The 19,781-nt window shown below is 67.7% G+C and carries 22 protein-coding genes; 14 read left to right on the top strand and 8 right to left on the bottom strand.

What is annotated here, in order from left to right:
- Window positions 1-4 precede the first annotated feature (4 nt).
- Window positions 5-1,246 carry a cytochrome P450 gene (locus tag U8D42_RS25065; RefSeq protein WP_322860434.1) on the bottom strand — a complete coding sequence of 414 codons (1,242 nt, stop codon included), beginning with the start codon at window positions 1,244-1,246 and terminating at the stop codon, window positions 5-7.
- Window positions 1,247-1,368: 122 nt separating this feature from the next.
- Between U8D42_RS25065 and U8D42_RS25060 the strand changes: the two genes are divergently transcribed.
- From U8D42_RS25060 to U8D42_RS25040, 5 genes are all read left to right on the top strand, one after another.
- Window positions 1,369-2,532 (top strand): steroid 3-ketoacyl-CoA thiolase, encoded by a 1,164-nt coding sequence (locus tag U8D42_RS25060; protein ID WP_322860433.1) that lies wholly within the window; start codon window positions 1,369-1,371, stop codon window positions 2,530-2,532.
- A 6-nt stretch (window positions 2,533-2,538) separates the two neighbouring features.
- Complete coding sequence (locus U8D42_RS25055; RefSeq protein WP_322860432.1) at window positions 2,539-2,925, top strand: hypothetical protein; 387 nt, start codon at window positions 2,539-2,541, stop codon at window positions 2,923-2,925.
- Window positions 2,926-2,987: 62 nt separating this feature from the next.
- A complete protein-coding gene (locus tag U8D42_RS25050) occupies window positions 2,988-3,380 on the top strand; it encodes a nitroreductase family deazaflavin-dependent oxidoreductase (RefSeq protein WP_085239790.1) in 393 nt (130 codons plus the stop codon).
- A 96-nt stretch (window positions 3,381-3,476) separates the two neighbouring features.
- Window positions 3,477-3,656 carry a nitroreductase/quinone reductase family protein gene (locus U8D42_RS25045; RefSeq protein WP_244275076.1) on the top strand — a complete coding sequence of 60 codons (180 nt, stop codon included), beginning with the start codon at window positions 3,477-3,479 and terminating at the stop codon, window positions 3,654-3,656.
- 352 nt (window positions 3,657-4,008) lie between these two features.
- The gene (locus U8D42_RS25040; protein WP_322860431.1) at window positions 4,009-4,890 is read left to right on the top strand and encodes a hypothetical protein; all 882 of its coding nucleotides are present in this window, start codon (window positions 4,009-4,011) and stop codon (window positions 4,888-4,890) included.
- A gap of 95 nt (window positions 4,891-4,985) precedes the next feature.
- On the opposite strand, the gene U8D42_RS25035 is transcribed toward U8D42_RS25040, so the two are convergent.
- Window positions 4,986-5,891, bottom strand: a complete 906-nt coding sequence (locus tag U8D42_RS25035; protein ID WP_322860430.1) for an SDR family oxidoreductase — start codon at window positions 5,889-5,891, stop codon at window positions 4,986-4,988.
- Window positions 5,892-5,905: 14 nt separating this feature from the next.
- Window positions 5,906-6,691: an SDR family oxidoreductase gene (locus tag U8D42_RS25030; RefSeq protein ID WP_167542634.1), complete on the bottom strand. Its 786-nt coding sequence runs from the start codon at window positions 6,689-6,691 to the stop codon at window positions 5,906-5,908.
- Between the two features lie 59 nt (window positions 6,692-6,750).
- Here U8D42_RS25030 and echA20 point away from each other — a divergent pair, with 59 nt between their 5' ends.
- From echA20 to U8D42_RS24995, 7 genes are all read left to right on the top strand, one after another.
- Entirely contained in the window at window positions 6,751-7,506 is a 756-nt protein-coding gene (gene echA20, locus U8D42_RS25025) for a (7aS)-7a-methyl-1,5-dioxo-2,3,5,6,7,7a-hexahydro-1H-indene-carboxyl-CoA hydrolase (protein WP_322860429.1), read from the top strand.
- A complete protein-coding gene (gene ipdA, locus U8D42_RS25020; RefSeq protein WP_322860428.1) occupies window positions 7,503-8,387 on the top strand; it encodes a cholesterol ring-cleaving hydrolase subunit IpdA in 885 nt (294 codons plus the stop codon). The genes echA20 and ipdA overlap by 4 nt, the downstream gene beginning before the upstream one ends.
- A complete protein-coding gene (ipdB, locus tag U8D42_RS25015) occupies window positions 8,384-9,127 on the top strand; it encodes a cholesterol ring-cleaving hydrolase subunit IpdB (protein WP_322860427.1) in 744 nt (247 codons plus the stop codon). The genes ipdA and ipdB overlap by 4 nt, the downstream gene beginning before the upstream one ends.
- Before the next feature lie 61 nt (window positions 9,128-9,188).
- Window positions 9,189-10,262, top strand: coding sequence for a (3aS,4S,5R,7aS)-5-hydroxy-7a-methyl-1-oxo-octahydro-1H-indene-4-carboxyl-CoA dehydrogenase (gene ipdC, locus U8D42_RS25010; protein ID WP_322860426.1), 1,074 nt, complete (start codon window positions 9,189-9,191; stop codon window positions 10,260-10,262).
- A 54-nt stretch (window positions 10,263-10,316) separates the two neighbouring features.
- Window positions 10,317-10,739, top strand: a complete 423-nt coding sequence (locus U8D42_RS25005; RefSeq protein ID WP_085239729.1) for a nitroreductase family deazaflavin-dependent oxidoreductase — start codon at window positions 10,317-10,319, stop codon at window positions 10,737-10,739.
- 68 nt (window positions 10,740-10,807) lie between these two features.
- Window positions 10,808-11,455 (top strand): SatD family protein, encoded by a 648-nt coding sequence (locus U8D42_RS25000; protein WP_322860425.1) that lies wholly within the window; start codon window positions 10,808-10,810, stop codon window positions 11,453-11,455.
- Window positions 11,452-12,192: a hypothetical protein gene (locus U8D42_RS24995; RefSeq protein ID WP_322860424.1), complete on the top strand. Its 741-nt coding sequence runs from the start codon at window positions 11,452-11,454 to the stop codon at window positions 12,190-12,192. Before U8D42_RS25000 ends, U8D42_RS24995 begins: the two co-directional genes overlap by 4 nt.
- Before the next feature lie 21 nt (window positions 12,193-12,213).
- On the opposite strand, the gene U8D42_RS24990 is transcribed toward U8D42_RS24995, so the two are convergent.
- From U8D42_RS24990 to ipdE1, 5 genes are all read right to left on the bottom strand, one after another.
- Entirely contained in the window at window positions 12,214-13,125 is a 912-nt protein-coding gene (locus tag U8D42_RS24990; RefSeq protein WP_322860423.1) for a hypothetical protein, read from the bottom strand.
- Between the two features lie 132 nt (window positions 13,126-13,257).
- Window positions 13,258-14,418, bottom strand: coding sequence for a steroid 3-ketoacyl-CoA thiolase FadA6 (fadA6, locus tag U8D42_RS24985; protein ID WP_085239732.1), 1,161 nt, complete (start codon window positions 14,416-14,418; stop codon window positions 13,258-13,260).
- 2 nt (window positions 14,419-14,420) lie between these two features.
- Window positions 14,421-15,023 (bottom strand): TetR family transcriptional regulator KstR2, encoded by a 603-nt coding sequence (kstR2, locus tag U8D42_RS24980; protein ID WP_090418673.1) that lies wholly within the window; start codon window positions 15,021-15,023, stop codon window positions 14,421-14,423.
- Window positions 15,024-15,067: 44 nt separating this feature from the next.
- Window positions 15,068-15,856 carry a (5R,7aS)-5-hydroxy-7a-methyl-1-oxo-2,3,5,6,7,7a-hexahydro-1H-indene-carboxyl-CoA reductase gene (ipdF, locus tag U8D42_RS24975; protein ID WP_085239734.1) on the bottom strand — a complete coding sequence of 263 codons (789 nt, stop codon included), beginning with the start codon at window positions 15,854-15,856 and terminating at the stop codon, window positions 15,068-15,070.
- Window positions 15,853-17,001: an acyl-CoA dehydrogenase IpdE1 gene (ipdE1, locus tag U8D42_RS24970; RefSeq protein WP_322860422.1), complete on the bottom strand. Its 1,149-nt coding sequence runs from the start codon at window positions 16,999-17,001 to the stop codon at window positions 15,853-15,855. Before ipdE1 ends, ipdF begins: the two co-directional genes overlap by 4 nt.
- Before the next feature lie 84 nt (window positions 17,002-17,085).
- Between ipdE1 and fadD3 the strand changes: the two genes are divergently transcribed.
- Both fadD3 and U8D42_RS24960 read left to right on the top strand, forming a co-directional pair.
- On the top strand, window positions 17,086-18,645 hold the full coding sequence (gene fadD3 / locus U8D42_RS24965; protein WP_322860421.1) for a 3-((3aS,4S,7aS)-7a-methyl-1,5-dioxo-octahydro-1H-inden-4-yl)propanoate--CoA ligase FadD3: 1,560 nt from the start codon (window positions 17,086-17,088) through the stop codon (window positions 18,643-18,645).
- 1 nt (window position 18,646) lies between these two features.
- Entirely contained in the window at window positions 18,647-19,780 is a 1,134-nt protein-coding gene (locus tag U8D42_RS24960; protein WP_322860420.1) for an acyl-CoA dehydrogenase family protein, read from the top strand.
- Window position 19,781: the final 1 nt, after the last annotated feature.

Genomic DNA, 19,781 nt, shown 5'->3' with positions numbered 1-19,781 from the left:
GACGTCACCGCGCGGTTCCGGCGTAGTCGACCTGCCAGTGCTTGATCCCGTTGAGCCAGCCCGACCGCAGCCGCTCGGGCTCACCGATCGGCTTGAGGTCCGGCATGTGGTCGGCGACCGCGTTGAAGATCAGGTTGATGGTCATGCGGGCCAGGTTCGCGCCGATGCAGTAGTGGGCGCCCGTCCCGCCGAAACCGACGTGGGGATTCGGGTCGCGCAGGACGTTGAAGGTGTGCGGGTCCTCGAAGACCTCTTCGTCGAAGTTGGCCGACCGGTAGGACATCACCACCCGCTGCCCCTTCTTGATCTGCACGCCGGCCAGCTCGGTGTCCTCGCTGGCGGTGCGCTGGAAGGCCGACACCGGGGTGGCCCACCGGATGATCTCGTCGGCGGCCGTCGACGGGCGCTCCTTCTTGAAGATCTCCCATTGATCGGGGTTGTTCGCCATGGCGATCATGCCGTGGGTGATCGAGTTGCGCGTGGTCTCGTTGCCCGCCACGGCGAGCATGACCACGAAGAAACCGAACTCGTCGTCGGAGAGCTTCTCGCCCTCGATGTCGGCCTGGATGAGCGTGGTGACGATGTCGTCGGTGGGGTTCTTGCCCCGCTCCTCGGCCATGGCCATCGCGTACGTGATCAGCTCCATGGACGACTGCGCGGGATCGACGTGGGCGTACTCGGGGTCGGTGCCACCGGTCATCTCGTTGGACCAGCGGAACAGCTTGTCGCGATCCTCCTGCGGGACGCCGAGCAGGCCGGCGATGGCTTGCAGCGGCAGCTCGCACGAGACCTGCTCGACGAAGTCGCCGGTGCCCTCGGCCGCCGCCGTCTTGGCGATGTTCTGGGCGCGCTGGGCCAGTTCGGCCTCCAGCCGTCCGATGGCGCGAGGCGTGAACCCGCGGGAGATGATCTTGCGCAGCCGGGTGTGGTGCGGCGCGTCCATGTTGAGCATGACGCTGCGTTGCAGTTCGACCTGCTCGCGCTTCATCTCCGGCGGCCACGTCGGGATCGCGCCGTTCATCCAGCTGGAGAAGATGTCGCTGCGTTTCGACACCTCCTTGACGTCGGCGTGCCGGGTGACGATCCAATAGCCGTGGTCCTCGAAGCCGCCGGCGCCGTTGGGGATGTCGACCCAGTGGATCGGCTCCGCCTTACGCAGCCAGGCGAGCTCCTCGACGGGCAACCCGGCGAGGTTGACGTCGGGGTCCAGGAAGTCGAAGTCGGCGGGAATGTTGGGGGGTGCCATGATGTGTGCGCTCCTCAATTGCAACGTGTTCTAGTGCCAGTAAAACACGGCTCCTAGGCAGATAAAAGGCAGGTCATCATCCTCGCTTGTCAGAGTAATGAAACGTGTTCTAGCCTGACGGAATGGGTAACCCGGTAATCGTCGAAGCCACCCGCAGCCCGATCGGCAAGCGGAATGGATGGCTGTCAGGGCTGCACGCCACCGAGCTTCTCGGTGCGGTGCAGAGGGCACTTGTGGAGAAGGCCGGCATCGACGCGGGCGACGTCGAGCAGGTGATCGGCGGCTGCGTGACGCAGTTCGGCGAGCAGTCCAACAACATCACCCGGGTGAGCTGGCTCGTCGCCGGGTTGCCGGAGCACGTCGGCGCCACCACGGTGGACTGCCAGTGCGGCAGCAGCCAGCAGGCCAACGGCCTGATCGCGGGCCTGATCGCGGCCGGTGCGATCGACGTCGGCATCGCCTGCGGAATCGAGGCCATGAGCCGCGTCGGACTCGGCGCGAACGCCGGCCCCGACCGCAGCATCCTGCGGCCCGCATCGTGGGACATCGACCTGCCCGACCAGTTCACCGCGGCCGAGCGGATCGCCAAGCGGCGCGGGATCACCCGCGACGACATCGACCAGTTCGGTTACGAGTCGCAGGCGAAGGCCAAGCAGGCGTGGGAGGAAGGCCGGTTCGATCGCGAGATCTCCCCGATCGAGGCGCCGGCGCTGGACGAGAACAAGCAGCCGACGTCCGAGCGGGTCACCATCTCCCGCGACCAGGGCCTGCGTGAGACGACCCTGTCCGGCCTCTCCTCACTCAAGCCGGTCATCGAGGGCGGAATCCACACGGCGGGAACGTCGTCGCAGATCTCCGACGGCGCCGCGGCCGTGTTGTGGATGGACGAGGACAAGGCCAAGGCGCTCGGGCTGCGGCCGCGGGCGCGCATCGTGAGCCAGGCGCTCGTCGGCGCCGAGCCCTACTACCACCTGGACGGCCCGGTGCAGTCGACCGCCAAGGTGCTCGAGAAGGCCGGCATGAAGATGGGCGACATCGACCTGGTCGAGATCAACGAGGCGTTCGCGTCGGTGGTGCTGTCGTGGGCGCGCGTCCACGAGCCCGACATGGCACGGGTCAACGTCAACGGCGGGGCCATCGCGCTGGGCCACCCGGTGGGCAGCACCGGCAGCCGGCTGATCACCACCGCGCTGCACGAACTGGAGCGCACCGACCAGAGCACCGCGCTGATCACCATGTGCGCGGGCGGCGCCCTGTCGACCGGCACGATCATCGAGCGCATCTAGCCGGTCTTGATCGTCTCTGAAGAGAGCCGCATCGCCGCGGCGCAGTCCTACATCGACGCGCTCGTCAGTCACCAAGGTGACTCCGTTCCGTTCGCGGCCGGATGCACCCGCGTCGAGCAGGGGATCAAGAACGGCTTCTCCGGAAACCACCTGCGCCGCAGCCTCAATCGCGGGGCCCAGTATCGATTGCTGGCCGACACCACGCCGCCCGACTATCGGATCGAGGGCGACGCGGTGCACGCGGCGTACGTCGTGCTGACCAGGGCGGCGCTCGGCGGCCGCCGGCTGGCCGCGCGGGTCGACGAGACGTTCGTGATTCCCGCCGCAAGCGCAAGCGGCAAGGCCGAAATCCACCACATCAAGGTTCGCTTCCAACCGTTCATCCAGCGCTAAGGACAGCAGTGGAAAAGCCCAAGTCGTTGAACTCGCCCACGACCGGTCTCATCATCAAGTGGATGTCCCGGGCCAACACCTGGATGTATCGCCTCAGCAAGGGGAAGTGGGGCGGCACCTTCCAGAAGAACCCGGTGGCGCTGCTGACCACCACCGGACGCAAGACCGGCCAGCCACGCGTGAGCCCGCTGCTCTACCTGCGCGAAGGCGATCGCGTGATCCTGGTGGCCTCGCAGGGTGGCCGCGACAAGCACCCCCTGTGGTATCTCAACCTCAAGGCCAACCCCAAGGTCTCGGTGCAGATCAAAGACGAGGTGTTGCAGTTGCAGGCCCGCGACGCCACGGCCGAGGAACGCGCGGAGTATTGGCCGAAGTTGGTCGCCATGTACCCCAACTTCGACGACTACCAGTCGTGGACCGATCGGGTGATCCCGATCGTCATCTGCGACCCGTAACGTCAGACACGTGACTAAGGGGTTCCGCAACCCACGTTGCTCGCCTTAGCACTGAAATACTTTGCACACGCTCAGATTGGGCATATCGCTGTACGAATGGCCGGCTGCGCCCGGTTGCTGTGGTTCCCGGCGGCGCTGGTGACGACCATCGGACGTGGATCCGGTAAGCCTCGGACCACGCCGACGCTCGAACTGAGCGTCGGCGAGGGGATGATCCTGCCCGCGTCGTTCGGCGCCCCGCACCAGGAACCCAACCTGGTATCTCAACCTCCTTAAGGCCGACCCGATCATCGAGGTTCAGGTCCGCGACGAGCGCGCCGTCAGATGACTGCCCCTGAGCTCGGCGGTATTCATGTGCTGCATTGACGTTCATCGCCCCGGTCCCCGCCGCTCCGGGCTGTTTCATGTATTCCACCGTGCCGACCATCGTTGATGCCAGGCCAATGTAAGTCGCCCGGTCTGGGGTCGTCGATCCTTTGGAACAGCATGGATTTGACGGGCAGCGTTAGCTGCGGATGGGCCGAACTTGTAGGGAAATCCCTTATTCTCCGGCCACCCCGACGGCCATAGGCTGTAAAAAGTCTGACGCGTGCGAACTTACGCCACACACATCTCGGAAGGCACTGCCGTGGCTGAACGAATGACGAAACGTTTCGCGGTCCTGGTCGCCACGGCCACGGCCTGTCTGTTCGGAATCGTCGATGCCACAACATCGATGGCGCCAACCGCCAGCGCCGACACGCTGCCGAACGGATACAGCGTGACCTGTACGCCCAACGGTCCGCACGAGCCGACCTGCATCGTTTCCGGGTGCCCGCGGGTGCACGGAGATGAGGCTGGGGATGTGATCCATATCAACGGCCAGGGTTATTTCATGCAACCCGAACTCAGCAAAGGGTGCAACAACACCGCGTCCTTTACTATTGCCGCAAGTACGAAGCCGCAAACCTTCTCGATCCAGGGCTGCCGCAAACACTTCCCGGGTACGGATGATTGCGGCGCCTGGTCGGACTATACGTATGTGCCGCCTGCGGCGGCGGCAGCGCCGGCACCCGCGCCCGACCAGTTGCCCGTGCGATGCACCGGCGGACCGGATGCGGGAAAGACCCTTCCGCCCGGCTCTAATTGCGCCGCAGCGCCGGCTCCGGCAGCGCCGGTGAAATGCCCGACCGGTTCGGTGACAGACACCGTCCCAGCCGGCCAGCAGTGCAGCGCGCCGACGAACGCAGTCGCGGTGAACATCTCGCGGAATGGATTCAATGCCCGCGTAGCTATCACCAACAATTCCAGCCTGCCCGCCAAATGCAGCTACACCGCTACGAAATCCGGTGGATTCGGGCCGCAAGAGGTCGATAGAAGCATCGACGTCGCTGCGAACAGCACCGGTGCGATCACCGACATGCTGTGGCCCCCACCGGGCACCAGCTATGACACAACGGTGAAGTGCACAGTCAACTACAACAACAAGCAGACCTCCATCGGTCAGTCCAGCGAGAAAGTCAGCGGCTGACGACCGATCGCGGTAGCCGCGGGGTCGCCGATGAACGGCCGCAGCAGGGGCTGCGAGTGTTCGACGACCTCGTCACCGCGCTTGGGGGGCTCGCTCTAAGCGCCGTACACCGGGACCGGCGGGCGCGCCTTGGCGAGCAGGTCGGCGACGACGGGCCCGAGCTCCGCGGGGTCCCACCTTGCGCCCTTGTCGATCTGCGGCCCGTGCGCCCAGCCCTCCGCGACCCGGATCTTGCCGCCCTCGACCTCGAACACCTTCCCGGTGACGTCACGGGACTCGGCGCTGCCCAGCCAGACCACCAGCGGGGAGATATTCTCCGGTGCCATGGCGTCGAAATCCTGGTCCTGCGTTGCCATCATCTCGGCGAACACCGTCTCCGTCATGCGGGTGCGCGCCGACGGCGCGATGGCGTTGACGGTGACGCCGTAGCGGCCCATCTCGGCGGCGCCGACCAACGTCATCGCGGCGATGCCGGCCTTGGCGGCGCTGTAGTTGCCCTGGCCGACGCTGCCCTGCAGGCCGGCACCCGAGCTGGTGTTGATGATCCGCGCGTCAACGGTTTTGCCCTCTTTCGACAGCCCCCGCCAGTACGACGCGGCGTGCCGCATCGTGGCGAAGTGCCCCTTGAGGTGCACGGCGATGACGGCGTCGAACTCCTCCTCGCTGGTGTTGGCCATCATCCTGTCCCGCACGATGCCGGCGTTGTTCACCAGAACGTCGAGCCCGCCGAAGGTGTCGATGGCGGTCTGGATCAGGCCGGCGGCCTGGTTCCAGTCGGCGACGTTGGACCCGTTGGCGACGGCTTCCCCACCGGCCGCGGTGATTTCGTCGACCACGCCCTGGGCGGCGCTGCCGCCGCCGGCCGGTGAGCCGTCCAGGCCCACGCCGATGTCGTTGACCACCACGCGCGCGCCCTCGGCCGCAAAGGCCAGCGCGTGCGCGCGACCGATACCGCCGCCCGCTCCGGTGACGATGACGACGCGGCCGTCAACCACTCCCATTGTTCGTTTCTCCTCTACTTGATCGCGCTGGCGTTCGTGGTGGCCAGGTAGTGCGGCGGCTCGCCGCCGCCGTGCACCTCCAGCGAGGCACCGCTGATGTAGGACGCGGCGTCAGATGCCAAGAAGGCTGCAGCCCAACCGATATCGTCGGGTTTGGCCAGCCGGCCCAGGGGCACGTTCTTTGAAATCGCGGCGATGGACTCGGCGTCACCGTAGAACAGTTCGGACTGCTCGGTCTCCACCATGCCGACCACGCAGGCGTTCACCCGGACCTTCGGCCCCCACTCCACCGCCAGCGTCTGCGTCAGGCTCTCCAGGCCGGCCTTGGCCGCTCCGTACGCACCGGTGCCCGGCGACGGCCGGCGACCGCTCAGGCTGCAGATGTTGATGATCGACCCGCCACGGTCCTGGTTTTGCATCTTGTCGTTGGCGTGCTGCGAAACCGACAGCGCGCCAATCAGATTGAGTTCGATGATCTTGCGGTTGAACTTGGCGCTGGATTCGGCGGTCAGCACGTACGGCGAACCGCCGGCGTTGTTGATCACGACGTCGAGCCGGCCGTGCCTGTCGACGATGGAGTCGATCAGCGCCTTGACCGCATCGTCGTCGCGGACGTCGCAGGAATGGAACTCATAGGGCAATCCCTCGACGGGCCGCCGCGCACAGGTGATGACGGTCGCCCCCTGCCCGGCGAAGACCGAGCTGATGCCGGCGCCCACTCCGCGGACCCCGCCGGTGACCAGAACCACCCGGCCGGCGAGCCCGAAGTCGATGGCGTCGGGTGCTTCGGCGCGAGTCACTGTGCTAGCGTACCAAGCAAGTGCTTGCTTAGGTAGTTACCCCGTAAGGAAGTGGCACCTTGCCCATCACATCGAAAACCACCGAACCGGGCATCGTCGCGGTCACCGTCGACTTCCCCCCGGTCAATGCCATCCCGTCGCGCGGCTGGTTCGACCTGGCCGACGCCGTCACCTCCGCCGGCCAGGATCCGCAGACCCACGTCGTCATCCTGCGGGCCGAGGGGCGCGGATTCAACGCCGGGGTCGACATCAAGGAGATGCAGCGCACCGAGGGTTTCACCGCGTTGATCGACGCCAACCGCGGCTGCTTCGCCGCCTTCCGCGCGGTCTATGAGTGCGCGGTGCCCGTCGTTGCCGCCGTGAACGGGTTCTGCGTCGGCGGCGGCATCGGCCTGGTCGGCAACTCCGACGTCATCGTGGCCTCCGACGACGCCACCTTCGGGCTGCCCGAGGTGGAGCGCGGCGCCCTGGGTGCGGCCACCCACCTGTCCCGGCTGGTGCCCCAGCACCTGATGCGGCGGCTGTTTTTCACCGCGGCCACCGTCGACGCCGCCACCCTGCACCACTTCGGTTCGGTGCACGAAGTGGTGCCGCGCGACCAGCTGGACGACGCCGCGTTGCGGGTTGCCCGCGACATCGCCACCAAGGACACCCGCGTCATCCGCGCGGCCAAGGAGGCGCTCAACCTCATCGACGTGCAGCGGGTCAACGCGAGTTACCGCATGGAACAAGGCTTTACGTTCGAGCTCAACCTGGCCGGCGTCGCCGACGAGCACCGCGACGCGTTCGCCGGTACCGCGAAGGGCAAGAAGTGACCGACAAGAGGACCACGCTGGACGACGCCGTCGCGCAATTGCGCAGCGGCATGACGATCGGCATCGGCGGCTGGGGCTCGCGGCGCAAGCCGATGGCCTTCGTGCGGGCCATGCTGCGCACCGACATCAAGGACTTGACCGTGGTCACCTACGGTGGGCCGGATCTGGGCCTGCTCTGCTCTGCGGGCAAGGTCAAGCGCGCCTACTACGGCTTCGTCTCGCTGGACTCCCCGCCCTTCTACGACCCCTGGTTCGCCAAGGCCCGCACCAGCGGCGCGATCGAGGCCCGGGAGATGGACGAGGGCATGCTGCGATGCGGCCTGCAAGCGGCCGCGCAGCGCCTGCCGTTCCTACCGATTCGGGCCGGGCTGGGCAGCTCGGTGCCCGACTTCTGGGAGGGCGAGCTGCGGACCGTGACCAGCCCGTACCCCGCACCCGAGGGTGGCCACGAGACGCTGATCGCGATGCCGGCGCTGTGCCTGGACGCGGCGTTCGTCCACCTCAATCTCGGTGACTGCCGGGGCAATGCGGCCTACACCGGGATCGATCCCTACTTCGACGACCTGTTCCTGATGGCCGCCGACAGGCGCTTCCTCTCGGTGGAGCGCGTGGTCTCCACCGAGGAGCTGGTCAAAGCCGTTCCGCCGCAGGCCCTGCTGGTGAACCGGATGATGGTCGATTCCGTGGTGGAGGCGCCGGGTGGCGCCCACTTCACCACCGCCGCACCGGATTACGGGCGCGACGAGAAATTCCAGCGCCATTACGCCGAAGCCGCCTCCACCGAGGACGGCTGGCAGACGTTCGTCCAGACCTACCTGTCGGGTGGCGAGGACGACTACCAGGCGGCGGTTCGCGCATTCGCAGAGGAGGCCGCCAAGTGAGCACGACCCGCGCCGAGGTATGCGCCGCAGCCTGTGCCGAATTGTTCCGGGACGCGGGCGAGATCATGGTCAGCCCGATGACGAACATGGCCTCGGTCGGTGCCCGGCTGGCGCGGTTGACGTTCTCGCCGGACATCCTGCTGACCGACGGCGAGGCGCAGCTCCTCGCGGACACCCCGGCCCTGGGCAAGGCCGGGCCCGTCGAGGGCTGGATGCCGTTCGGCCGAGTGTTCGAGACGCTGGCCTGGGGGCGCCGGCACGTGGTGATGGGCGCCAATCAGGTTGACCGGTTTGGCAATCAGAACATCTCGGCGTTCGGCCCGCTGCAGCACCCGACCCGGCAGATGTTCGGCCTGCGGGGCGCGCCCGGCAACGCGATCAACCACGCCACCAGCTATTGGGTGGGCAACCACTCCAAGCGGGTGTTCTGCGAGGCCGTCGACGTCGTCTGCGGCATCGGCTGGGACAAGGTGGACCCGGACAACCCGGCGTTCCGCTTCGCCAACACCTACCGGGTGGTGTCCAACCTCGGGGTCTTCGACTTCGGCGGTCCGGACCACACGATGCGGGCGCTGACGCTGCACCCGGGAGTGTCGCCCGACGACGTCCGTGAGGCCACCTCTTTCGAGGTGCACGACGTGGACGAGGCGGGCGAGACCAGGCAGCCGACGGACGAAGAGCTCCGCCTGATCCGCGAGGTGATCGATCCGAAGTCCCTGCGCGACAGAGAGATCCGCTGATGATCATTCCGCCTCTCCCCCGCAAGCGGTCGGTGCCCCCACTGCATCGTCGGCGGTGGCGATGAAGTTGCGCACGCCGCTGACCGAGCTGGTCGGTGTCGAGCACCCAGTGGTCCAAACCGGGATGGGATGGGTGGCCGGCGCCCGGCTGGTGGCCGCCACCGCCAACGCGGGTGGGCTGGGCATCCTGGCTTCGGCCACCATGACGCTCGACGAATTGGCCACGGCCATCGGCAAGGTCAAGGCGACCACCGACAAGCCGTTCGGCGTGAACATCCGCGCCGACGCCGCTGACGCCGGCGACCGCGTCGACCTGATGATCCGCGAGGGCGTGAAGGTGGCGTCGTTCGCCCTGGCCCCCAAGCAGGAGCTCATCGCCCGACTGAAAGAGGCCGGCGCGGTGGTGATTCCGTCGATCGGCGCGGCCAAGCACGCGCGCAAGGTCGCGGCCTGGGGCGCCGACGCGATGATCGTGCAGGGCGGCGAGGGCGGCGGGCACACCGGCCCGGTCGCCACCACGCTGCTGCTGCCGTCGGTGTTGGACGCCGTGCAGGGCACCGGAATTCCGGTGATCGCGGCGGGGGGCTTCTTCGACGGGCGCGGGCTGGCGGCCGCACTGAGCTACGGCGCCGCCGGCGTGGCGATGGGCACGCGCTTTCTGCTGACCTCCGACTCGACCGTGCCCGATGCGGTCAAGCGGCGCTACCTGGATGCGGCGCTGGACGGCACGGTGGTCACCACCCGGGTGGACGGCATGCCGCACCGCGTCCTGCGCACCGGACTGGTCGAGCGGCTGGAAAGCGGTTCGCCGGTAAGGGGTCTCACCGCGGCCGTCCGCAATGCGGCGAAGTTCAAACACATGTCGCAGATGACCTGGCGATCGATGATCCGCGACGGCCTGGCCATGCGCCACGGCAAGGAGCTGACCTGGTCACAGGTGGTGATGGCGGCCAACACGCCGATGCTGCTCAAGGCCGGGCTGGTCGAGGGCAACACCGAGGCCGGCGTGCTCGCCTCGGGCCAGGTGGCCGGCATCCTCGAGGACCTGCCGTCGTGCTCGGAGCTGATCGACTCGATCGTGCGGGACGCGATCAAGCATCTTCAGGCGGCGTCGGCACTCGTCGACGAACGGTAAGCCGGCGACCAAAGACCCTGGCTCCGGCCCGGTGCGCGGCGTCACCCTGGATGGATGATGACACTGGAACCGGCAACCTGGCCCACTCCGCTCTTGAACGCGATTCGCACTTCCAACAAATACCTGCTCAACCCGCTGATGCTGCGGCTGGCCGGCCGCAAGAACTGGTATGCGGCGGCGATCGAGCACACCGGACGGCGCTCGGGCAAGGCGTACACCACACCGGTCGTCGCCGAGCGAACCACCGACGGCTTCCTCATCCCGCTGCCCTACGGCACCGACGTGGATTGGTTGCAGAACCTTCGTGCCGCGGGGCGAGCGACCATCTACTCACACGGCGAGAAGTACGAGGTGGTCCAGCCCGAGATCATCGACGCGGCCGAGGCCCTGCCCATGGTGTCGGCTTCCCGGCGGCGCACCTTTGAACGCGTCGGTATCGAGGCGTACGTGCGGGTCAAGGACCAGCCGGCGGGCTGAACAACATGTCGATTGCGCGGGATTAAGCTCAGAACTAAATATGGATCGAATTAAGCTATAGTCTTCATATGGCGATGATGAAGGCGATGCCTTCAATCTGTGCGACGCTGATCGGCGATGTCGTGGGATCCCGGCGGGCCCGCGACCGGGCCGCCCTGCATCGACGCGTCGCCGCCGCCCTCGACCAGGTCGCCGCCGGAGCGATCGACCCACCCTCCTTCACCGTCGGGGACGAGTTTCAGGGCAGCTATCCCACTCTCGGTGGTGCCATCGATGCGGCTCTGACCGTGCGCCTGCTCCTTGCGCCCGACATCGACGTCCGATTCGGGCTCGGGTGGGGCGCGGTGACCGTCCTCGATGCCGACGCGGGAATCCAGGACGGCCCCGGGTGGTGGACTGCCCGCGAGGCCATCCAGCAGACGGCGGAGACCCAGCGGCAGCCCGGTTTCGCGCTGGTGCGCACGACATTTCGGGCGGCCGGCGAGACGCGCACCGACGTCGCCGCCGTCAACGCCGCGCTGATGTGTCGGGACCATCTGCTTGGATCGCTCGATGAGAGATCGTTGCGGATTGTGAGGGGGCTGATGACCGGCCGGACCAAAAAGGAGCTCGCCGCCGCCGAGGGCATCAGTCCGTCGGCGGTGTCACAGCGCACGAGCCGCGATGGATTGGATCTGATTCTCCTTGCCAGCCAATACCTTCGGGGGCTGCCGTGAGTGTCATCGCCGTCCTGCTCACCGCCCTCGGCATCGCCGACCTGTGTCGGCGCGCCGTGCGTGCGGCATGGGTGCCGCTGGCCGTCGGACCGGTCGTGGTGGCGGCGCTCGCGGCGCTGGGCGCCCTGTGGCATGCCGGCGACATCCCGCTGCTGGTCCTGGCGGCCGCCTCGGTCGTGGCATGGGAATGGCTGTGCGCGCGCAGCGAACGCAGCGGCGGCCACCAAGCCGCGCCGCTGGGGGTGTTCGCCGCGGCGCTGGCCCTGCCGACGCTGATGTCCGGATGGTCGTCGCCGGTCAACGGCGCCATCGCGCGGTGGATGGGTTGGGTGCACTTGCCACTCAGCCACGTCACACCCGACCGGCTGCTCATGATTGTCGGCGTCGTGCTGGTGCAATTCGCGACCGCGAACCAGCTGGTCCGCCTGGTGCTCGGCTCGGTCGGAGCGGTGCGCCCGGCGGGTGAGCCGCAACCGTCGGACCGGCTCAAGGGCGGCCGGCTGCTGGGCCCCATGGAACGCCTGCTGATCCTCAGCCTGGGCGTCGGTGGGCAGGTGGCCGCGGCCAGTGCCGTCGTCGCCGCCAAGGGCATCATCCGGTTTCCAGAGTTGACCGCCCAGAAGGGCCGCGACGGTCAGGTCGGGATCGACGAGGTGACGGAGTACTTCCTGGTCGGCAGCTTCACCAGTTGGCTGCTGGCCCTCGGCGGGATCGGCCTGGTGCTGGCCGCCCGGTAATTGCAACGGCCAGTGTGCAATTCACGACGCGACACGCCGAGCGGGCGTCGTGAATTGCACACTCGGCGACGAGGACGCGCGCCCGGCCGCCGTCCGCATCGCGGCAACCACCCGGGCAATCAACGTCCCCTGCCGATGGCGGAGCAGGTCGCTGCTCACCCTGACGATCGTCCAGCCCAGGTCGAGCAACGCGGCGTGCCGGTCGATGTCGCGTTGGCGCTGCGCAGGGTCCGTCCAGTGTTGGGGTCCGTCGTACTCGATGCCGACCAGCAGCTCGCGATAGCCCATGTCGATGCGCGCAACGAAGTCGCCGTATTCGTCGCAGACCGTGATCTGCGTTTGTGGCGCAGGCAATCCGGCGTCGATCAACACCATCCGCGTTCGGGTCTCCTGCGGAGATTCGGCACCGCGGTCCACGAGCGGCAGTACGCCCCGCAGGCGTACCAACCCCCGGGACCCGCGATGCTGGGCCATCACGGCCTCGACGTCGGCGATCTTGAAGTCGGTGGCGTTCGCCAGTGCGTCCAGCCGCTGGACGGCTTGCAGCCGCGCGGATGTCCACCGCCCAATGTCGAAGGCCGTGCGCGCAGCTCCGGTTACCGGCATGCCGTCGACTTCGACTACCTCACCGGGAAGCAAACTTTCGTTGTGCACCGTGATGCCTGCCGGCGGCCTCCGGCTGTGGTGTAGCAATTCGGCGTCAAGCGCCGGGCTCACCCACTTGGCGCCGAGAAGCGACGCCGCAGAATTGCCGGCAATGACTCCCTTGCGCCGCGACCACAGCCATGCCGCGAAGGCACGCTCGCGCGCCGTCAATTCGACGCCCGCCGGTATGTACACGCCCGGGTAGACCGCTGCATGCAGCGAGCGCATTGCGCGCTCCGGCATGGCCCTGGCGGCTAAGGCCTCGCTGCCCAAAAATGCTTCGATCATGTCGCTGATGCTGCCAAGCACCACTGACACCGCCTCGAACGTGCAATTCACGACGCGACACGCCGACCGGGCGTCGTGAATTGCACATTCGGCGACGAGGACGGGCCGGACGGGCCCCAAGCCGCTAGAGCGCTACAGCCGTTCGATGATGGTGACGTTCGCGGTGCCGCCGCCCTCGCACATCGTCTGCAGGCCGTAGCGGCCACCGATGCGTTCGAGTTCGTTCAGCATCGTGGTGAAGAGCTTGGCGCCGGTCGCACCCAGCGGATGCCCGAGGGCGATCGCACCACCGTTGGGGTTGACCTTCTCCGGGTCGGCCTTCGTCTCCTTGAGCCACGCCATCACCACCGGCGCGAACGCCTCGTTGATCTCGACGGTGTCGATGTCGTCGATCGACAGACCGGTCTTGTCGAAGGCGTAACGAGTCGCGGGAATGGGCCCGGTCAGCATGAACACCGGGTCGGCGGCCCGGGCACTGATGTGGTGGATGCGCGCCCGCGGGGTCAGCTTGTGGTCCTTGACCGCCTGCTCGGAGGCCAGCAGCACCGCGCTGGCGCCGTCGGAGATCTGGCTGGCCATCGCCGCCGTCAACCGACCGCCGTCCACGAGCGTCTTGAGGCCGGCCATCTTCTCCAGCGACGACTCACGCGGTCCCTCGTCGACCCGGAACGGCCCGGATTCGGTTTCCACGGTGATGATTTCGTTGTCGAAGTGACCCGCGCGAATCGCGGCGAACGCGCGCTCGTGGCTGGTCAGCGAATACTGCTCCATCTCTTCCCGGGACAGGTTCCACTTCTCGGCGATCATCTCCGCGCCGCGGAACTGAGAGATCTCCTGATCGCCGTACCGATGCAGCCACTGCTTGGACTCGTTGGTGGGCGAGGTGAAGCCGAACTGCTCGCCCACGGTCATCGCCGACGAGATCGGGATCTGGCTCATGTTCTGCACGCCACCGGCCACGATGAGGTCGGCCGTGCCCGACATGATCGCTTGGGCGCCAAAGGAAATCGCCTGCTGGCTGGAACCGCACTGCCGGTCCACGGTGACGCCGGGAACCTCTTCGGGGTAGCCGGCGGCCAGCCACGACAGCCGCGCGATGTTGCCCGCCTGCGCGCCGATGGCGTCGACGCAACCGGCGATCACGTCGTCGACGGCGGCGGGGTCGACGTCAACCCGGTCGAGCAGTCCGCGCCAACCCAGGGCACCGAGGTCCACCGGGTGCACCCCGGCCAGCGATCCGTTTCGCTTGCCGATCGCGGTGCGCACAGCGTCGATGACGTACGCCTCAGGCATTTTCAGACTCCTTCTTTGGTAATCCCACCGAGAACGATGGCGAGGTATTGCTGACCCACCTGTTGGGCGGTGAGCGGTCCGCCGGGTTGGTACCAGCGCACCGACACCCAGGTGGTGTCACGGATGAAGCGGTAGACGAGGTCGACGTTCAGGTCGGGCTGGAAGTAGCCCTCGTCGATGCCCTGGTTGATCACCTCGACCCACATCTTGCGCTGCTGCCGGTTCATGTCCTCGATGTAGGAGAACCGGGGCTGCGACAACAACCGCTGGGCTTCGTCCTGGTAGATGACCACCTGCGCGTGCCGATGCTCGATCGCCTCGAACGACGCCATGAACAGGCCTTTGAGCCGCTCCAGCGGGTTGGCCTCGCTGTCCATGATCTCGCGGTAGCGGGCGAACAACCAGTCCAGGAAACTGCGCAGCAATTCGTCGACCATCTCCTCCTTGGAGGAGAAGTGATGATAGAGACTGCCCGACAGGATGCCCGCGCTGTCGGCGATGTCGCGCACGGTGGTGGCGCGCAGGCCGCGCTCGGCGAACATCGTTGCGGCGAGTTCCAACAACTCGTCGCGGCGACTGTTCGCCTGACCGGCCACTCGTTCCACCCGGCCAGGATATCAACCAAGCGCTTGCTTGGCTAGCTATCGACTCAGGGATGCTGGCTGGAGACCGAGATGACCTCGCCGGTCAGATAACTGGAATAGTCGCTGGCCAGGAACGCGATGGTGGCCGCCACCTCCCACGGCTCGGCGGCCCGCCCGAACGCCTCACCGGCCGACAACCGGTCGAGCAGGTCCGCCGACGTGGTCTTGTCCAGGAACTTGTGCCGGGCGATGCTCGGGGACACCGCGTTGATCCGCACTCCGTATTCGACGGCTTCGATTGCGCTGCAACGGGTCAACGCCATCACCCCCGCCTTGGCGGCCGCATAGTGCGCCTGCGAGTGCTGCGCCCGCCAGCCCAGCACGCTCGCGTTGTTCACGATCACCCCGCCATGACCGGCCTCGCGGAAGTAGGCCAACGCCGCCCGGGTGGCCCGGAACACCGACGACAGCGTCACGTCCAGGACGCGGTCCCACTCGTCGTCGGTCATGTCGACCACCGGCGTCTGCCCGCCCAGGCCCGCGTTGTTGACCAACACGTCGAGCCGGCCCATCCGTGCCGTGGTCGAGGCAATCAGCGCGTCCACCTGCGCGGTGGAGGTCACGTCGCACAGCACGCTCTCGACCCGGCCCAATCCCAGCCCGGCCAGTTCGTCGGCGGTCTCCCCCAGCCGTCGCTCGTGGTGGTCGGACACCACCACGTCGGCGCCCTCGACCAGGGCCCGCCGCGCCGTCGCCGAGCCGATGCCGGTGCCCGCCGCCGCGGTCACGACGACCACCTTGCCCTGCAGAAGGCCATGCCCGGCAACCTCTTTCGGAGCTTCGGACAGGCTCATCCCTTTACCTCCCGGGGCAGGCCGAGCACCCGCTCGGCGATGATGTTGCGCTGGATCTCGTTGGACCCGCCGTAGATGGTGTCGGCACGGGTGAACAGGAACAACCGCTGCCATTCGTCGAATTCGCCGTCCGACAGGGTCATGCCGGGCTTGCCCACCACGTCCATGGCCAACTCCCCCAACGAGCGATGCCAGTTGGCCCACAACAACTTCGACACGTTGTCCTGGCCCGGCTGTTCGACATCCATGGTGGCGAGTGCATACGAACGCATCGCCCGCAGCCCGGTCCACGCCCGCGTCAGCCGCTCCCGGATGAGCGGGTCGTCGGCGGCACCGTTGCGCCGTGCGAGGTCGGCCAGATTGGAAAGCTCACGCGCATAGCGGATCTGCTGGCCGAGCGTCGACACGCCGCGCTCGAAGGTCAGCGTGCCCATCGCGACCCGCCAGCCGTCGCCGGGCTCGCCCACCACCAGTCCGGCCTCGGTGCGCGCGTCGTCGAAGAACACCTCGTTGAACTCCGAGTCGCCGGTCAGCTGGACGATCGGGCGGACCTCCACCCCCGGCTGATCGAGCGGCACCAGCAGATAGGACAGCCCGGCATGCCGCTTGGAGCCCTTCTCGGTGCGGGCCACCACGAAGCACCACTGCGCCCAATGCGCCAGCGACGTCCACACCTTCTGGCCGTTGATGACCCACTGGTCGCCGTCCAGCTCCGCGGTGGTGGACACGTTGGCCAGATCGCTGCCCGCGCCCGGCTCGGAGTAGCCCTGACACCACAGCTCGGTGACGTCGAGGATCTTCGGCAGGAACCGCTGCTGCTGCTCGGGGGTCCCGAAGGCGATCAGCGTCGGGCCCAGCAGCTCCTCGCCGAAGTGGTTGACCTTGTCCGGGGCGTCGGCGCGGGCGTACTCCTCGTAGAAGGCGACGCGGTGCGCGGTGGACAGCCCGCGGCCCCCGTGTTCGACCGGCCAGCCCAGACAGGTCAGCCCGGCCTTGGCGAGGTGCTGATTCCATGCCCGGCGCTCTTCGAACGCCTCGTGCTCGCGCCCCGGCCCGCCAAGCCCCTTCAAAGCCGCGAATTCGCCGACCAGATTGTCGGCGAGCCACTGGCGGACCTGCGCCCGGAACTCCTCGACGTCCTGCATGCCCTGTAGGCTAACCTACCAAGCACTTGCTTTGTTAGGCCGTCGGTAACTGCGCGCCGCGGACCGAACCTAGAGGAGCATTCGATGACCTGGGCCCACGCCCCTAGGGCAGGGGACGATCCCCGCACCGTGCCCGCGGCGCTGGATCGCTTGGCCGCCCAGTTCCCCGATCACGACGCGTTGGTCACCGACGAGCGGTCGTTCACGGCGGCCGCGCTGCGCGACGAGGTGCACCGGGCGGCGGCCGCGCTGATCAGCCTCGGCGTGGCGGCGGGAGACCGCGTGGCCATCTGGTCGCCCAACACCTGGCATTGGGTGGTCGCCTGCCTGGCGATCCACCACGCCGGGGCGGCGATGGTGCCGCTGAACACCCGCTACACCGCCGAGGAGGCCGCCGACATCCTGGCGCGCACCGCCGCGCCCGTGCTGTTCGGCATGGGGCGATTCCTCGGCAACGACCGCGTCGCCGACCTGGATCGCGGGGCCCTGCCCGCGCTGCGGCACATCGTCAGGATCCCGATCGACGCGGAAGACGGGACGTGGGACGAGTTCATCGCCCGCGGCTCCGACCTCGAGGCGGTTGCCGCCCGCGCCGCCGCCGTCACCCCCGACGACGTCAGCGACATCCTGTTCACCTCGGGCACCACCGGGCGCAGCAAAGGCGTCCTGTGCGCTCATCGGCAGTCGCTGTCGGCCTCGGCGTCGTGGGCCGCCAACGGCAAGATCACCAGCGACGACCGCTACCTGTGCATCAACCCGTTCTTCCACAACTTCGGGTACAAGGCCGGCATCCTGGCCTGCCTGCAGACCGGCGCCACGCTGATCCCCCACCTGACGTTCGACCCGCTGCGCGCGCTGCAGGCGATCGAGCACCACCGCATCACCGTGTTGCCGGGCCCGCCCACCATCTACCAGACCCTGCTGGACCACCCGCAGCGCAAGGACTACGACCTCAGCTCGCTGCGGTTCGCGGTGACGGGGGCCGCCACCGTGCCCGTCGTGCTGGTCGAGCGCATGCAATCCGAGCTCGACATCGACATCGTGTTGACCGCCTACGGGTTGACCGAGGCCAACGGCATGGGCACCATGTGCCGCGCGGAAGACGACGCGGTCACCGTCGCGACCACTTGCGGACGCCCGTTCGCCGATTTCGAATTGCGCATCGACGCAAGCACTCCCGGCGAGGCGGGTGAGGTGTTGCTGCGGGGACCGAACGTGATGCTGGGCTACCTCGATGACCCGGCAGCGACGGCGGCCGCCATCGACGCCGACGGCTGGCTGCACACCGGTGACATCGGCGCCGTCGACGCGGCCGGCAACCTGCGCATCACCGACCGGCTCAAGGACATGTACATCTGCGGCGGGTTCAACGTCTACCCCGCCGAGGTGGAGCAGGTGCTGGCCCGGATGGAGGGGGTGGCCGACGCCGCGGTGATCGGTGTCCCCGACGAGCGGCTCGGGGAGGTCGGCCGGGCGTTCGTGGTGGCCCGGCCCGGCGCCCACCTCGACGAGCAATCCGTCATCGCCTACACCCGTGAACATTTGGCGAACTTCAAGGCCCCGCGGTCGGTGCGGTTCGTCGACGCGTTGCCGCGCAATCCGGGCGGCAAGGTGGTCAAACCACAACTGCGAGAGTGGACCTGACGTGGATCTGCAACTAGACGAGGAGACCCTGGCGTTACAGGCCGAGGTCCGGGACTTCCTGTCGGCGAACGCCGACGCGATCCCGACGAAGTCCTACGACAACGCCGAAGGCTTCGCCCAGCACCGGCATTGGGACCGGGTGCTGTTCGACGCCGGGCTGTCGGTCATCACGTGGCCCAAGAAGTACGGCGGCCGTGACGCGCCGCTGCTGCACTGGGTGGTGTTCGAGGAGGAATACTTCCGGGCGGGCGCCCCGGGCCGGGCCAGCGCGAACGGCACGTCGATGCTCGCGCCGACGCTCTTCGCGCACGGCACCGAAGAGCAACTGGACCGCATCCTGCCGAAAATGGCCAGCGGGGAACAGATCTGGGCGCAAGCATGGTCGGAGCCCGAGTCCGGCAGCGACCTGGCGTCGCTGCGGTCCACCGCGACCAAGACCGACGGCGGCTGGCTGCTCAACGGGCAGAAGATCTGGAGTTCCCGCGCGCCGTTCGCCGAAATGGGCTTCGGCTTGTTCCGGTCGGACCCCGAAGCCGAGCGCCACCACGGCCTGACCTACTTCATGTTCGACCTGAAGGCCACCGGCGTCACCGTGCGACCAATCGTCCAGCTGGGCGGTGACACCGGCTTCGGCGAGATCTTCCTCGACGACGTCTTCGTCGGAGACCACGACGTGATCGGCACGCCCAACGAGGGCTGGCGGGCCGCCATGAGCACCTCGAGCAACGAGCGCGGCATGTCGCTGCGCAGCCCGGCGCGCTTCCTCGCGGCGGCCGAACGATTGGTGGAGCTGTGGAAGGACCGCGGCTCCCCCGCGGCGTTCGCCGATCGGGCGGCCGACGCGTGGATCAAGGCCCAGGCCTACCGCCTGCAGACGTTCGAAACGGTGAGCAGGTTGGCGGCCGGCGGTGAACTCGGCGCCGAATCCTCGGTGACCAAGGTGTTCTGGTCGGACCTCGACGTGGCGATACATCAGACGGCGCTGGACATCCTCGGTGCCGACGGGGAGCTGGCCGGCCAGTGGACCGACGGCCTGCTCTTCGCGCTCGGCGGCCCAATCTACGCCGGCACCAACGAGATCCAGCGCAACATCATCTCCGAACGGCTGCTGGGCCTGCCCCGAGAGAAGAAGTGAC

Origin of the sequence: Mycobacterium europaeum (genome assembly GCF_034555895.2) — a bacterium.
In the GTDB taxonomy this organism is placed as follows: domain Bacteria; phylum Actinomycetota; class Actinomycetes; order Mycobacteriales; family Mycobacteriaceae; genus Mycobacterium; species Mycobacterium europaeum.
The sequence above is the reverse complement of the archived record's forward strand: the minus strand, read 5'-3'. Positions and strand labels throughout refer to the sequence as shown.